The sequence below is a fragment of the Stappia sp. MMSF_3263 genome (genome assembly GCF_030733745.1).
Lineage (GTDB): Bacteria > Pseudomonadota > Alphaproteobacteria > Rhizobiales > Stappiaceae > Stappia.
This window is the reverse complement of record NZ_JASHIK010000001.1, coordinates 468,184-482,947: the sequence shown is the minus strand read 5'-3', so window position 1 is coordinate 482,947 and position 14,764 is coordinate 468,184. Positions and strand designations below refer to the sequence as shown.

11 protein-coding genes are annotated in these 14,764 nt (G+C 66.3%); 1 reads left to right on the top strand and 10 read right to left on the bottom strand.

Annotated elements, in window-relative coordinates; genetic code table 11:
* Nucleotides 1-118: 118 nt before the first annotated feature.
* The 5 genes from RBB46_RS02300 to RBB46_RS02280 form a co-directional block, all read right to left on the bottom strand.
* Nucleotides 119-3,547 carry an efflux RND transporter permease subunit gene (locus RBB46_RS02300; RefSeq protein ID WP_306027226.1) on the bottom strand — a complete coding sequence of 1,143 codons (3,429 nt, stop codon included), beginning with the start codon at nt 3,545-3,547 and terminating at the stop codon, nt 119-121.
* A gap of 2 nt (nt 3,548-3,549) precedes the next feature.
* Entirely contained in the window at nt 3,550-4,977 is a 1,428-nt protein-coding gene (locus RBB46_RS02295; RefSeq protein ID WP_306027225.1) for an efflux RND transporter periplasmic adaptor subunit, read from the bottom strand.
* A gap of 227 nt (nt 4,978-5,204) precedes the next feature.
* Nucleotides 5,205-6,188 carry an Hsp33 family molecular chaperone gene (locus RBB46_RS02290; RefSeq protein WP_306027347.1) on the bottom strand — a complete coding sequence of 328 codons (984 nt, stop codon included), beginning with the start codon at nt 6,186-6,188 and terminating at the stop codon, nt 5,205-5,207.
* A 7-nt stretch (nt 6,189-6,195) separates the two neighbouring features.
* Nucleotides 6,196-7,128 carry an ornithine carbamoyltransferase gene (gene argF / locus RBB46_RS02285; RefSeq protein ID WP_306027224.1) on the bottom strand — a complete coding sequence of 311 codons (933 nt, stop codon included), beginning with the start codon at nt 7,126-7,128 and terminating at the stop codon, nt 6,196-6,198.
* Complete coding sequence (locus tag RBB46_RS02280) at nt 7,128-8,327, bottom strand: aspartate aminotransferase family protein (RefSeq protein ID WP_306027223.1); 1,200 nt, start codon at nt 8,325-8,327, stop codon at nt 7,128-7,130. The genes argF and RBB46_RS02280 overlap by 1 nt, the downstream gene beginning before the upstream one ends.
* Before the next feature lie 482 nt (nt 8,328-8,809).
* On the opposite strand from RBB46_RS02280, the gene RBB46_RS02275 reads away from it, so the two are divergent.
* Nucleotides 8,810-9,352 carry a GcrA family cell cycle regulator gene (locus RBB46_RS02275; protein ID WP_306027222.1) on the top strand — a complete coding sequence of 181 codons (543 nt, stop codon included), beginning with the start codon at nt 8,810-8,812 and terminating at the stop codon, nt 9,350-9,352.
* Between the two features lie 143 nt (nt 9,353-9,495).
* Here the strand turns inward: RBB46_RS02275 and phoB are convergent, their stop codons facing one another.
* From phoB to pstC, 5 genes are all read right to left on the bottom strand, one after another.
* Nucleotides 9,496-10,194: a phosphate regulon transcriptional regulator PhoB gene (gene phoB / locus RBB46_RS02270; RefSeq protein WP_306027221.1), complete on the bottom strand. Its 699-nt coding sequence runs from the start codon at nt 10,192-10,194 to the stop codon at nt 9,496-9,498.
* 124 nt (nt 10,195-10,318) lie between these two features.
* Nucleotides 10,319-11,029 (bottom strand): phosphate signaling complex protein PhoU, encoded by a 711-nt coding sequence (phoU, locus tag RBB46_RS02265; RefSeq protein ID WP_306027220.1) that lies wholly within the window; start codon nt 11,027-11,029, stop codon nt 10,319-10,321.
* A gap of 93 nt (nt 11,030-11,122) precedes the next feature.
* Nucleotides 11,123-11,884, bottom strand: coding sequence for a phosphate ABC transporter ATP-binding protein PstB (gene pstB / locus RBB46_RS02260; RefSeq protein ID WP_336623129.1), 762 nt, complete (start codon nt 11,882-11,884; stop codon nt 11,123-11,125).
* Between the two features lie 62 nt (nt 11,885-11,946).
* Entirely contained in the window at nt 11,947-13,296 is a 1,350-nt protein-coding gene (gene pstA / locus RBB46_RS02255; protein ID WP_306027218.1) for a phosphate ABC transporter permease PstA, read from the bottom strand.
* Complete coding sequence (pstC, locus tag RBB46_RS02250) at nt 13,293-14,762, bottom strand: phosphate ABC transporter permease subunit PstC (protein WP_306027217.1); 1,470 nt, start codon at nt 14,760-14,762, stop codon at nt 13,293-13,295. Before pstC ends, pstA begins: the two co-directional genes overlap by 4 nt.
* Nucleotides 14,763-14,764 lie beyond the last annotated feature (2 nt).

Here is a 14,764-nt window from a genome sequence, read left to right as displayed (position 1 = left end):
CGACCATGGCGGCGGAGTTCGCAAGGCAATTGTCGGCCGCGTAGTCGCCGGCAACGCAGGCTTTCCTGACGCATTTTCACGACGCGTGACGCTGCGCGCCCGCTGGAAAATGCGAACCCTACTCCGCCGGAACGCCGCCGCTGCCGGACATGCGGGCGGGCGGGCCGGAGACGCCGTCGCCGGGGCCCGGACGCGGCGCGCGCGAAGTCGACAGGAGCCGGGCGATATCGTCGCCGATCCCCATCAGGGCGGGCACGAGGACGAGCACCAGCACGGTCGCCGTAGACAGTCCGAAGACGATGGTGATCGTCATCGGCATCAGGAACTTCGCCTGCAGGCTGGTCTCGAACAGCAGCGGCGCGAGACCGCCAATGGTGGTCAGCGAGGTGAGCAGCACCGCGCGCAGGCGGTCCTGCGCCGAGGACACCGCCGCATCGGCGACCGACTGGCCCTCCTTGATGCGGTCCTCGAAGCGGTCGACCAGAATGATCGAGTTGTTGACCAGGATGCCGGAGAGGCCAAGCAGGCCGATGAAGCTGAGGATGGTCAGGTCGTAGCCCATCATGTAGTGGCCGAAGACCGCGCCGACGGCCCCGAACGGAATGATCGACATCACCGCCAGGGGCTTGAAGTAGCTGGCGAAGATCGCCGCCAGGATGATGTAGATCATCGCCATTGCCGCGACCGTGCCGAGCTGCAGGTCCGAGAAGGCGGCGCGCCGCTCCTCCTCGCGTCCCGAATAACGGTAGTCGGCGCCGTACTTGCCGGCGATCTCCTGCATCTTGCCGGTCTCCAGGTCCTGGACGATCTGGATATTGGACGTGACGTCGGCGTCGACATCGGCCGAGACGGAGATGGTGATGCGGCCGTCGCGGCGCTGGATGACCGAGAAGCCCTGCCGGTCGGAGAGGGTGATCACCTCGGTCAGGGGCACGAAGGTGCCGCCCGGCGCCTTCAGCGCAAGATCGCGCAGCGCGCCACCGCCGCCAAGCTCCAGCTCCTGCTGGACGCGGATGGTGATCTCTTCCTCGCCGCGGGCGAAGCGGCGCGGGATGGTGCCTTCCAGCGCCGAGCGGATCTGGCGCGCGGCGCTTTCCACGGTGAAGCCGAGAGCCCGGCCGCGCGGGCTGAGCTCGATCACCAGTTCCGGCTTGCCATAGGGCAGGTCGTCGGCGACGCCGTCGACACCGGGATAGGCGGTCAGAAGTTCCTGCAGCTCGAGCGAGGCCTGCTTCAGGGCGTTGATGTCATCGCCCATCAGGCGGATGTCGAGATCGCGTCCGGGAGGGCCGCCGCGCCGCTCGAACACGGCGACGCGCTTGGTACCGGGAATATCCGGCAGCGCCCGGCGCCAGGCCTGGACGACTTCCGGCGTACGGATGGTGCGCTCTTCCGAGGCGGTGAGCTGGACGTCGATGCTGGCGACATTGTTGCCGCGATTGTAGCCGGACTGGCCGAGCGTCGCATAGGAGGCGACGACGAGCTTCTCGCCGTTTTCCGCCGTCAGCCGCTCCTCCGCCTGGCGCAGGGCCGCATCGACCCGAAGCAGGGCGGCCTCGGCATCCTCGATGGAGATGCCGGCGACGAAATCGACCGAGGCGCGGATGTTCTCCGCCTCCGGCGAAGGGAAGAAGCGGAAGCCCACATGATTGCCGCGCATCAACCCGGCGGTGAGCAGCAGGGTGGCGACCGCGATGGCGACGGTGACATAACGCCAGTCGTAGGCAATGCGCACAAGGCCGCGGAAGGGAACGTCCCGCGTCCAGCCGAAACCGGCGTCGAAACCGCGCCGGAACCAGCCGGGGCGCTCGTCATAGGGGCTGCGGGCGCGCAGGCGGCGCAGGACGAGGAGCAGGAACTCCAGTGCCGCGGCGAGGAGGAAGAAGAGACCGAGCACGACGGTGTCGAAGGCGATCTCGCCAAGGCCTTCGCGGGCGGAGCGGGCGGGCACAGCCAGCCAGTCGAGCCAGGGCGGCACGGCGATGTCCGGGCGTCCGGCAAGGCCGATGACGAACAGCGCCGGCGCTCCGGCCAGAAGCACCACCCGCCACCAGCTCCACGACGGTACGCGCGACAGCGAGTGGGCAAGGTGCCCCGGCAGCACGAAGAAGCACTCGACGATGCTGGCTATGACGACGGCGATGACGACCAGCGGCAAGGCGCCCATGATCTGGCCGATCGTGTCGCCCATCAGCATGATCGGCAGGAAGGCGGCGATGGTCGTTGTCGAGGCGGCGACGATGGGCCACAGCATGCGGCCCGCTCCCTCCTCCGCCGCCGCGTAGGGACTGTCGCCCATGGCGACGCGCGTCGCGGTGTGCTCGCCGACGACGATGGCGTCGTCGACGATGATGCCGAGCGTCATGATCAGCGCGAAAAGCGAGATCATGTTGATGGTCTGGCCCGAGATCCACATGATGCCGATGGTCGCCAGGATGGCGACGGGAATGCCGGCCGCCACCCACAGCGCGATGCGCGCGTTGAGGAAGGCAAAGAGCACGATGACGACGAGGAAGAGACCGGAAATGCCGTTCTCGACCAGGATCATGATGCGCTGGCTAAGACCTTCCGCGCGCACCTCGTACTTGACCAGTTCCAGCGACTGCGGCAGGCGCGGCCCGATCTCGGCGAGATAGCGGTCGAGAATGGCGTTGACCTTGAGCTGGTCCGCCTGGGCGGAGCGCTCGACCGTCAGCTCGACGGCGCGCATGCCGTCGGAATAGCCGATCACCTGGTCCTTGTCGTAGGACCGCGAGACCTCGGCGACATCGCGCAGCTCCACCTTCTCGCCACTGGGGAACGACTTCACGACGATGCGGCTGATCGCCTCCGGCGAGGTGGTGTCGGCGACCGCCCTCACCTGCCGCTCCACGCCGCCCTGGAGATTGCCGGAGGGCAGGTCGCGGGTGTTGGCCGCGACGCGTTCGGAAATGTCTGCCAGCGTCATGTCGAGGCGGCGCAGCTCGCGCTCGGGAACCTTGACGACGAACTCGGTGTCGCGGAAGCCGTTGAAGGTGACCTTGTCGATGCCGCGCGCGATCAGGTCGTCGCGGATCTGGCGGGCATAGCTCTTCAGCGCGTCCTCGCTGAAGGGACCGCGCAGGGCAACACGCGCCACCCGGTCGAACCAGTTGGCGAGCGAGATGCGCGGGGTCTCCGCGTCCTCCGGCAGCGTCGTCACCCCGGCGATCGCCTGCTCCACGTCCGAGAGCGCCTTCTGCATGTCGGCGCCTTCGAGGAACTCCAGCCGCACCGAGGCCGAACCCTCCCGGGCGTAGGAGATCATCTCGTCGACATTGTCGATGAAACGCAGCTCCGGCTCGATCGCCTGGAGGATGTTCTTCTCCACGTCCTCCGCGCTGGCACCGGGCCAGGAAACGGAGACCGAAATGCGATCGATGACGATCTGCGGGAAGAATTCCGCATTGAGCCGGGCCAGGCCGAAGGCGCCGAACAGGATCATCAGCACCATGACCAGGTTGGCCGCGTTGTGGTGCCGCAGGAAATGGCCGATGACGCTCTTGGGAACGTAGCCGGTGTCGCGCATTGTCACTGGTTCCCGCCGGACCGGGTCCCGCCGTCAGGCGCCGGCTTGCCGCCACCCGGCGCACGGTTCGACGGCTCGGCGATGAGGATGCCCTCGCCGGCCTGGTCGAGACGGGTGGCGACCAGCTGGTCGCCGCCCCGAAGGTCGCCGCGAACGATCAGCTCGGTTCCGTCGAAGGCAACGACCTCCACGTCACGCCGCACGGTGCGGCCGTCGACGGCGACGAAAACGTGGTCGGTCCCGTAGAGGGCGCCTTCGGGAATGCGCGCGGTGCCGGGATAGGTGCGGTCATCAAGGCGGACCTCGACGAAGGCGCCGGGGCGCAGCACGGTCTGGCCCTCCGCCACAGTGACGTGGGCGTAGACATCGATACCGCCGCGCTGGAGCGCCACATCGGCGCCGATGCGCCGGATCTCGCCGGAATAGGTGACGGGCGTGCCACCGATATACCACAACACCTCGACCGGGCGGCCGACGACGGTGCCGCTGTCGGCCAGGATGCGGCCATACTGGTTGTCGGACAGCGTCAGGCGCACCTCGAGCGCATCGCGGTCATAGAGGGTCGCCACGACGTCGTTGACGCCGACGAGCCGGCCAATGGCGGCATTCTCGGATCGCACCACGGCGGAGAACGGCGCTTTCAGGACCGTGTCCGAAAGGTTCTTCTCGGCCTCTTCAAGGCGCCACTCGAGCCGCTCGATCGCCGCTTCCTGCTGGGTGACCCGGGCGGTTTCGACGGTCAGCGCATTGCGCCGCTGCTCGAGCGCCTGGGCACGCTGGGAGACGAGCAGCCGGCGCTCGTCGAGGGTGCGTTCGGTGACTGAGCCGCTGTCGCGCAACTGGGCAGCCCGCTCCAGGTCGCGTTCGGCAAAGGCAAGCTGCTCGCGAGCGCGCTCGACATTGCCTTCCTCCGTGGCGACCCGGCCCCGCGCCTCGACAAGCACGGCGCGGGCCTCGGCCAGGTTGGCACGCGCCTCGGTGACCGCGCCCTCGTACTGGAAGCGGTCGATGGCGACGAGCTCCTCGCCGGCGGTGATCACCGAACCGGTCTCGAGCAGCGGATTGACACGGATGATCTCGCCGGCAACGAGAGTGCGCAGCTCCGCCGTGCGCGCCGCCAGAACTTCACCATAGAGAGACAGGAGCGGTGCGTGATCGCGGATCTCGACCGGCTGCAGCTCGACGATATAGGTGGTCTCGCGCGCCTGGCGGACGGGGACGGGGTCCTTGGCGAGGATCAGCCGGGACATGCCCTGATAGGCGAGACCAAGGACGGCAAGCGCGATCAGCGCCTGAAGCAGGGCCTTCATTGCCAGGACGCCGATGCGCCTGCGGGAGCGCGCACGGGGCTGCGGCCGCTCGAAGGCGACATCGCCCTTCGACGACTGCGAGACATCCTCGACGGATTTCAGCATGACACTCTTTTCCACTCGCCCTTGTCCACTCGCCGGCTTTCTGCACGCGCCCGGCCCTTTATAGGGAGACGGTCACGGACTGGATTGCTACGCGCATGCACACTGCGCCGTTCGAGACTATCGAAGCGGCCATCACGGCTTGCAAGTTCAAGAGTGTATCAAAATGTGGCCACGCGGTACGCTGACGCTTTCCGCGACAAACTTCCCGGCGCCCGTGGCGGCAAAGCCGTCACAGGCCGGGCTCAGAACTCGCCGGCCTCGTAGTCGTAACGGGTGTTGCAGAAGCGGCAAGTCACCTCGATGCGACCGTCGACCGTCATGTCGGTGCGCTCCTCCTCGGTGAAGCCCTTCAGCATGGCGCGGATGCGCTCGTCGGAACAGCGGCAACGGTCGGCGAGTGGTTGCGGAGCGAAAACACGAACGCCGCGTTCGTGGAACAGCCGGAACAGCAGGCTCTCGGCGCTCATCTCCGGATCGCCGAGTTCGGAATCCCGCAGTGTTTCGACAAGGGCGCGGGCCTCGCGCCAGGCGTCGTCTTCCTCGACAAAGTGCTCCCCGGCACCTTCCGGCGCATCGCCCGGCGGCAGATCGGCCTGACGCATGCGCTCCGGTGCGTCGGGCAGGAACTGCGCGAGCACACCGCCAGCAAGCCAGGAGTGGCGCGGCGCGGCGCCCGGCTGCCGGTCGAGCACCTCGCCGACGGCAATGCGCACCACGGTCGGGATCTGCTCCGACTGGGCGAAATACTGGTGCGCCACCTCTTCCATGGTGGTGCCATCCAGCGCCACGATACCCTGGTAGCGGTTCATCGCCGCGCCCTGGTCGACCGTCATCGCAAGATGGCCGCGACCGAGCAGCGCCGGGGTGTCCGTGACGCCGCGCGCTTCCGCCTCGGCAACGGCCTCGGCGTCGAACTGGGCGCAGGCGCGCAAGCCGTCCGGGGTCTGGAAATCGACCACCAGCATGGAAACGGGCCCGTCCGTCGTCGTCTGCAGGGTGAAGCGCCCCTCGAACTTGAGCGAGGTGCCAAGCAGGGCGACGAGCGTCGTCGCCTCTGCCAGAAGCCGCGAGACAGACGCGGGATAGGCGTGCCGGTCGAGGATGCGATCGAGGATCGGGCCAAGCATGACCGCACGGCCGCGCACGTCGAGCGGCTCGACGGCAAAAGGCAGCACGGCATCGCGCCCGGCCGGAGCGACGCCGAGCCGTTCAAGTTCGTCCTGCATACTCATTTCATGCGCCCTGCAATGCTCCGAAGCACCAGGCAAGAATGCCCTTTTGCGCGTGCATCCGGTTCTCCGCCTCATCGAAGACGACCGACTGGGGCCCGTCCATCACCTCGGAGGTCACCTCCTCGCCGCGATGCGCGGGCAGGCAATGCATGAAGATCGCGTCGCGGTCCGCCTCGCCCATCAGGCGCGAGTTGACCTGATAGGGCTTCAGCAGATTGTGGCGGTCGCCGTCGTCGTCGCCCATCGACACCCAGCAATCGGTGACGACGCAGTCAACGCCCTTCACGGCCTCGAACGGATCGTCGGTGACGCGGATCTCGGCGCCCGCGCGGCGCGCGGAGGCGATCAGTTCCTCGGGCGGCGCCAGCTCGCCTGGCGTCGCGATGCGCAGCTCGAAATCGAACTTGGCGGCCGCATGGACCCAGGAGGCGAGCACGTTGTTGCTGTCGCCGGTCCAGGCAACCGAGCGGCCGGCAATGCCGCCCTTCTTCTCCTCGAAGGTGAGCACGTCGGCCATGATCTGGCACGGATGGGTGCGCTTGGTCAGGCCGTTGATCACCGGCACGGTGGCGTGTTCGGCCAGTTCGCGCAGGGCGTCATGGTCGAGGATGCGGATCATGATGGCATCGACATAGCGCGACAGCACGCGGGCCGTGTCGGCGATGGTCTCGCCGCGGCCGAGCTGCATTTCGGCGCCGGTGAGCATCAGGGTCTCGCCGCCGAGTTCGCGCATGCCGACATCGAAAGAGATGCGGGTTCGTGTCGAGGGCTGCTCGAAGACCATGGCGAGCACGCGGCCGGCCAGAGGACCGTCGCCGGAAACGCGCACGGGACCACGCGCCTGCTTGATGCGGCGGCTGCCGTCGAGAATGAAACGAAGGTCCTCGTCCGCGACATCCGTGAGGTCGAGGAAATGGCGTGGCTGAATGGTCATTACTCGGCAGCTCCCCGCTCAAGTCCGCTTTCCATGGCGGTGGCCGCCTGTTCGATCCGCGACACGGCCTCCTCGATCTCCGCCTCGGTGATCGTCAGCGGCGGCATGATGCGCAGCACGTTGTCGCCGGCGCCCACGGCCAGCACGCCCGCCTCGCGGAAGCGGGCGAGAAGATCGGTGTTGGTGACCCGGCATTTCAGACCGAGCATCAGCCCCTTGCCGCGAAGGTCCTCGAAAACGGCCGGATGACCGTCGACGACGCCGGCCAGCTTCTGCTTGAGCAGCAGCCCCTTTTTCTGGACCTCCTCGAGGAAGCCGTCGGCAAGAACCACGTCGAGCACCGCATTGCCAACCGCCATGGCCAGCGGATTGCCGCCATAGGTCGTGCCGTGAGTGCCAGGCTTCATGCCCGATGCCGCGTCCTCGGTGGCAAGGCAGGCCCCGAGCGGGAAGCCGCCGCCAATGCCCTTGGCGACCGCCATGATGTCCGGTGTGATGCCGGCCCATTCGTGGGCGAAGAGCTTGCCGGTGCGGCCGACGCCGGTCTGCACCTCGTCGAGAAGGAGCAGGATGCCGTTGTCATCGCACAGCTTGCGCAGTTCGCGCAGATATTCCGTCGCCACCGGCCGGATGCCACCCTCGCCCTGGATCGGCTCGATCAGGATGCCTGCGGTGGTGTCGCCAATGGCGGCAAGCAGCGCCTCGTGATCGCCGAAGGGCACCTGGACGAAGCCGGGCGCCTTGGGGCCGAAGCCCTCGAGATACTTCTCCTGCCCGCCGGCCGCGATGGTCGCCAGCGTACGGCCGTGGAAGGCACCCTCAAAGGTGATGATGTCGATCCGCTCCGGCTCGCCCTTGGCATAGAAGTAGCGCCGTGCGGTCTTGATCGCGCATTCCAGCGCCTCCGCGCCCGAATTGGTGCAGAAGACGCGGTCGGCGAAGGTCGCCTGGGTCAGCTTGCGGGCGAACTCCTCCTGGCCGTCGATGCCGTAGACATTGGAGACATGCCAGAGCTTGCCCGCCTGCGCCTCGAGCGCGGCGACCAGCGCAGGATGGCAGTGGCCGAGGGAATTCACCGCGATGCCGGCGGCGCAATCGAGAAAGCGTCGGCCATCAGCGGTCTCCAGCCACACACCCTCGCCACGCGCAAACGACAGGTTCGCACGGCTGTAGGTCTGATAGAGAGATGACGCTTCCATGTCCGTCCAGCTCCTCGTTGCGGGCCTTTCGCCCGGATCCGCGCCGGAACCCCCGGTCCGCGGTCGATACATACATGCCGGCAATGCCCGACCGGGCACGCCTCCCCTGCTGCCATGGCCAGCCTTGAAAGGACGGCCTGAAAGCAATATGCCGCCCACGAGAGGCGGCACGACCAGGAAGCCCCGTTATACACCGCGCAGGCGCGAGGAAGTCAATGGAATTGGCGCGCCCCACGGATGCCCGAACAGGCCGGGGCCGGCTTCTTTCCTGGGGAAAAGCGGATCAATCCCCAGGTGAATCGGCTCCGCGCCTTGCACTCAAAACGCGGCATATTGTAGTTTTCAGATTAAGAAATACGACATCTCGTGTAACTGACTCACAATAGCCTCAAAATCTGGCGATGAGCGGGGCACCCCTACGGTGTGCCGATAACCTTTTATTAACCAGATGTCGGAGCCCGATCCAACACGGAGTCATGCGCATGTCCTGGACAAGCGAACGCGTCGACCTTCTCGCCAAGCTCTGGAGCGATGGCCTGAGCGCCAGCCAGATCGCAGCCGAGCTCGGCGGCGTGACCCGCAATGCGGTGATCGGCAAGGTGCACCGGCTGGGACTTTCGGGCCGCGCCAAGTCCCCCTCCAACAACCAGAAGGCCCGCAGCAAGCCGGTGAAGACCACGGGCGGCCAGGCCGAGGCGACGCAGAGCGAGACGCAACCGCAGGCCGGACCGCAGACGATCGGCGCAACGGCGCTGAAGATGGAGACCGCTCCGCAGGCCGCTCCCGCACCGCAGGCAAAGCCGGTCGCCGAGCTGGTTCCGATCGCCAAGCGGGCTACGATCCTGACGCTGACCGAGCGGACCTGCAAATGGCCGATCGGCGACCCGACCAAGGACGACTTCTACTTCTGCGGCCACCAGTCGACCCCGGGCGTGCCCTATTGCGCGTATCACTGCCGCATCGCCTACCAGCCGGCAAGCGACCGCCGCCGCGACCGCAGCGCCCCGACCGCCGCAATCGGCTGACCGCCACCCCGGAGCGATCCGGGACGGTCCAGGCCAAGCACCTGAAAAAGCCCGCCAGCGGTCAACGCGGCGGGCTTTTTCGTATGCGGGATGCGGACGGACGATCCAGGGACAGGACCAAGACGGCCGTGCTACGACGCCCCTCAGGAGGCGGCGGCAAACTGGTCGTTGAAGGCGTAGCCGGCACCACGGACGGTGCGGATCGGGTCCGGCGACTTGCCACGGTTGATCGCCTTGCGCAGCCGGCCGACATGGACGTCGACGGTGCGCTCGTCGACATAGACATCATGTCCCCAGACACCGTCGAGAAGCTGTTCGCGGGAGAAGACCCGCCCCGGCGAGGTCATCAGGAACTCCAGCAGGCGGAATTCGGTCGGGCCGAGATGGATCTCGCGGCCCGCGCGGCGCACCCGGTGGGTCTCGCGATCAAGTTCAAGATCGCCGGCGCGAAGCTGCGAGGAGACGACCTCGGGCTTGGCCCGGCGCAGCATGGCCCGCACCCGGGCCATCAACTCGGGGATCGAGAACGGCTTGACCACGTAATCGTCGGCGCCGGTGGCGAGCCCGCGGATGCGCTCGGACTCCTCCCCGCGTGCGGTCAGCATGATCACCGGCAGGCGTTCGGTCTCGGCGCGCGAGCGCAACCGGCGGCAGAGCTCGATCCCGGACAGGCCCGGCAGCATCCAGTCGAGGAGCAGGAGATCCGGCTGGCTTTCGCGCAAGCGGATGTCGGCCTCGTCGCCGCGCATGCAGGTCTCGACCGTGTATCCCTCGGCCTCGAGATTGTAGCGCAGCATCATGATCAGAGGTTCTTCGTCCTCGACAATCAGAACCTTCGGCATTCCCTGTAACCTCGTCCACTCGACCTGCCCGGTTGGCCGACGACACGCGCCGAGACCTCCGGACATTGTTTTCACGCCATGCACCGGCACCGGAAGGCTCGACCGCCGGTGCCGCTTGCCTGCATCAGGAGGCGGCGTCCGCCTCGACGCCGGTCTCGTCGACCTTCTGGCGCTCGTCGGTCGGCAGCACGCCGGTCGACATGTAGATGACGTTTTCCGCGATGTTGGTCGCGTGGTCGCCGATGCGTTCGATGTTCTTGGCGCAGAACAGGAGGTGGGCGCAGATCGAGATCTGGCGCGGATCCTCCATCATGTAGGTGAGCAGCTCGCGGAAGATCGAGGTGTAAAGCGCGTCGACCTCGTCGTCGCGATCACGCACCGAGGCGGCGGCGACCGCATCGCGGCTGCCATAGGCGTCCAGCACGTCCTTGAGCTGAACCTGGGTGAGCTCGACCATGTGCTCGACGCCCAGCGCGAACTTCTTGGAATCGAAGCTGCCCTCGATGGCGATGACGCGCTTGGCGATGTTCTTGGCGAGATCGCCGACGCGCTCCAGGTCGTTGGAGATGCGCATGGCGGAAATCACGTCGCGCAGGTCGCTGGCGACCGGCTGGCGGCGGGCGATGATCAGGATCGCCTGTTCCTCGACCTCGAACTGGAGCGCGTCGACGCGCTTGTCCTGGGCGATGACGCGGCGGGCCTGCTCCTTGTCCATGCGCACCAGCGCGGAAATCGCATCGTTCAGCATCACCTCGGCAAGCCCGCCCATTTCCGACACGCGGCCGGCGATCTCCTTCAGTTCCTCGTCAAAGGAGGACACGGTATGTTCGCTCATGTCTCTTCTCCATCGGGCGTTCCCGCCCTGTCTGCGCCGGGGGGCGCACAGCCTGCGCCACGCCCCGCCTGGAAAATCGCGACCTTTCGGATCCTATCCGAAGCGGCCGGTGATGTAGTCCTGGGTGCGCTTGTCCCGGGGGTTGGTGAAGATGTCCTTGGTGTCACCCTCCTCGACAAGGTTGCCGAGGTGGAAGAAGGCGGTGCGCTGCGACACGCGGGCGGCCTGCTGCATCGAGTGGGTGACGATGACGATGGTGAAGTTCTCACGCAATTCATCGATCAGTTCCTCCACCTTGGCGGTGGCGATGGGATCGAGCGCCGAGCAGGGTTCGTCCATCAGGATCACTTCCGGATTGACCGCGATGGCGCGGGCAATGCAGAGGCGCTGCTGCTGGCCGCCCGAAAGCCCGGTACCGGACTCGTCCAGCCGGTCCTTGACCTCCTCCCACAGGCCTGCCTTCTGCAGGCTCGAGGCGACGATCTCGTCCAGTGCCGCCTTGCCGCGGGCGAGCCCGTGGATGCGCGGTCCGTAGGAGACGTTGTCATAGATCGACTTGGGAAACGGGTTCGGCTTCTGGAACACCATGCCGACCTTCGCGCGCAACTGCACCGGATCGACCTTGGGGTCGTAGATGTCCTCGCCGTCGATGAGGATGTCGCCCTTCACCCGGCACACGTCGATCGTGTCGTTCATGCGGTTGAGGCAGCGCAGGAAGGTCGACTTGCCGCAGCCGGACGGACCGATGAAGGCGGTCACGGTCTGCTCGGCTATCTCAAGGTCGACGTCCTTGATGGCATGGGTTTCGCCATAAAAGACCTGGACCTTCTTGGCGGAAATCTTGGCGTCGGTCATGGTGACGACCTTCTCGGCATCGGGTTCGGTTTTGGGCATTTGGTTCATGGTTCCAGGTCTCCCTACCAGCGACGCTCGAACCGGCGACGAAGGATGATCGCGACGATATTCATCGTCATCAGGAACAGGAGCAGGACAATGATGCCGCCCCACGCCCTTTCGTAAAACGCCGGATCGGCACGCTTGGCCCATTCGTAGATCTGAGCAGGCATGGCCGAATTCGGATCGAGGAAGCCGGAGGCGAGGCCACCGGGGTAGTTGGAGGCGATGAAGCCGACCATGCCGATAAGCAGCAGCGGCGCGGTTTCGCCAAGCGCCTGCGCAAGGCCGATGATCGTGCCCGTCAGGATGCCGGGCATGGCCAGCGGCAGCACATGATGGAACACCGACTGCATCTTGGAGGCGCCGACGCCCAGGGCCGCATCGCGGATCGACGGCGGCACCGCCTTCAGCGACGCCCGCGTCGAGATGATGATCGTCGGCAGGGTCATCAGCGTCAGCACCAAGCCGCCGACGATGGGTGCCGATTGCGGCAGATGCGCGAACTGAATGAACGCGGCCAGACCAAGGATACCGAAGACGATCGACGGCACCGCCGCCAGGTTGGAGATGTTCACCTCGATCATGTCGGTGAAGCGGTTCTGCGGCGCGAATTCCTCCAGATAGATGGAGGCCGCCACGCCGATGGGCAGCGACAGCAGCAGCACCACCAGCATCATGTAGAACGAACCGATCATCGATACGCCGATGCCTGCCTGCTCGGGACGAGAATCCGAGGCATCCGCGCCAGTGATGAAGGCCAGGTTGAAGCGCTTCACGGCGATGCCGGCATCTCCCATCGCGTCGATGAGATCGAGATGGCCCGCATCGAGGTTCTTGTCGTTGACCAGTGCCGCACGGGTGACGCGCCCTTTCAGGTAGCCGTCAACCCGCGAGGAGGCGAGCAGGTCGAAGGTCACCGTCTCGCCGACACGTCCCGGATTTTCCAGAACGAACTCGCGAACCTGGGAAGCGGCGCCGGACGACAGCATCTTGCGAAGGTCCGTCGGCTTCATCTGCGTCGCGATGCCGGCCTCCGCCAAACGGGCCGCCAGCGCCTTGTCGATCATCGCATTGTATTTCGACGTCTTGACCAAAGAGGCTTCCGCATCCTCCACGGCGGCCCGATCGAGCGTGACCGGCACGCTCACAAAGGTCTGGTTGAAGGCGGTCAGGCCGTTCGAGAGGATCGCGTAGAGGAGCGCTGCGAGGAAGAACAGGCCGATCAGGATCGCGACGATGCCGTAGATCTTGAAGCGGGTCTCCGCCGCGTTGCGCTTGCGGGTCAGGGCATCGACCTCAAGCAGGGACGTCTTGCGGCGCACGGGATCGGACGCGGTGTCCGGACGGTAGCTCACGGCCGTATCGGTCATTCGTACTGCTCCCGGTATTTGCGCACGATGTAGAGGGCGAAGATGTTGAGGGCGAGCGTCACGACGAAGAGGGTCATGCCGAGGGAAAAGGCGACAAGCGCTTCCGGCGAGGCAAAGTCGGCATCGCCGGTCAGCTGGCTGACAATCTTGGCGGTGACCGTGGTCATCGCCTCGAACGGGTTGAGGCTGAGCTTGGCGGCCGCACCCGCGCCGAGAACCACGATCATGGTCTCGCCGATCGCCCGGGAGGCCGCCAGCAGGATGGCACCGACAATACCCGGCAGGGCCGCCGGCATGATCACCTGCTTGACCGTCTCCGAGTGGGTGGCGCCAAGCCCCAGCGATCCGTCGCGCATCGCCTGCGGAACCGCGTTGATGATGTCGTCGGAGAGCGAGGAGACGAAGGGGATCAGCATGATCCCCATGACGAGGCCCGCCGTCATCACCGCCGTGCCGCCCGACATCCAGTTGACGCCGAGTAACCCGTCATTGCCGAAGACATCGACCAGCATCGGACCCACGGTCAGCAGCGCGAAGAGGCCGTAGACGATGGTCGGGATGCCGGCCAGCACCTCCAGCATCGGCTTGGCCACGGCACGCACCGTCGGCGTGGCATATTCCGACAGGTAGATTGCGGCGAACAGGCCGACGGGAACCGCGACGGCAAGCGCTATGAGCGAGATGTAGAGCGTCGCCCAGATCAGCGGCAGGATGCCGAGTTCGGACCCTCCGCCGAAGCTCGGGCTCCAGGTCAGGCCGAAATAGAAGTCCGCAGCCGGATAGAGCCGGAAGAACTCCACCGTGTTGAAGATCAGCGACAACACGATGCCGAGCGTTGTCAGAACGGCGATCGAGGCGGCCGTGATCAGGATCCAGCGCACCACGGCCTCGACGGCGTTGCGGGCACGAAAGTCCTTGCCTGAACGACGCCACGCGAAAACCAGCCCGACAAGGGCGAGCCCGATCACGGCGGCGGCGCGCATCAGGCTGCCGGTCCATGACAGTTCACGGTAGCGCTGGGCGGCGCGCAACGTCTCGGAAGTCACGTCGGACCCGAGCGCAACTCCGACTTCGCCAAGGCGATCGCGGACATCGGTGAATTCGGTGCGGATCGACCCTGCCTGCTCGGCGGTCAGACCGCCGGCGGCGACAGCGGCGTCAAGACCATCGGCGACGCGGCGCACATCGCTCATCACCAAGTCGAGCGAACTTTCGTCGACCGATGCCTGCGAGATCATCGAGGAGACCTGGCCGTGGATGACGAAAGGCTGGACCGCCAGCCATGCCAGCAGCAGGAAAAAGGCCGGAAGCATAACGGCAAGCGCGACGTTCCAGCCGTAATAGCCTGGCAGCGAATGGAGAAGCCGGGGATCGCCGTTGGCGCTGGCGAGCGCCTTGCTGCGTCCCAGCAGGAAGCCGACCGCCGCAAGGGCGAGGACGACAAGCACAATCATGGGCAATGACATGG

Coding starts and splice junctions, on each gene's coding strand:
- argF (WP_306027224.1), bottom strand. CDS start 7,128: ATGACCATTCAGCCACGCCATTTCCTCGACCTCACGGATGTCGCGGAC.
- pstB (WP_336623129.1), bottom strand. CDS start 11,884: ATGACCGACGCCAAGATTTCCGCCAAGAAGGTCCAGGTCTTTTATGGC.
- pstA (WP_306027218.1), bottom strand. CDS start 13,296: ATGACCGATACGGCCGTGAGCTACCGTCCGGACACCGCGTCCGATCCC.
- phoU (WP_306027220.1), bottom strand. CDS start 11,029: ATGAGCGAACATACCGTGTCCTCCTTTGACGAGGAACTGAAGGAGATC.
- RBB46_RS02280 (WP_306027223.1), bottom strand. CDS start 8,327: ATGGAAGCGTCATCTCTCTATCAGACCTACAGCCGTGCGAACCTGTCG.
- pstC (WP_306027217.1), bottom strand. CDS start 14,762: ATGTCATTGCCCATGATTGTGCTTGTCGTCCTCGCCCTTGCGGCGGTC.
- RBB46_RS02275 (WP_306027222.1), top strand. CDS start 8,810: ATGTCCTGGACAAGCGAACGCGTCGACCTTCTCGCCAAGCTCTGGAGC.
- phoB (WP_306027221.1), bottom strand. CDS start 10,194: ATGCCGAAGGTTCTGATTGTCGAGGACGAAGAACCTCTGATCATGATG.
- RBB46_RS02290 (WP_306027347.1), bottom strand. CDS start 6,188: ATGCAGGACGAACTTGAACGGCTCGGCGTCGCTCCGGCCGGGCGCGAT.
- RBB46_RS02300 (WP_306027226.1), bottom strand. CDS start 3,547: ATGCGCGACACCGGCTACGTTCCCAAGAGCGTCATCGGCCATTTCCTG.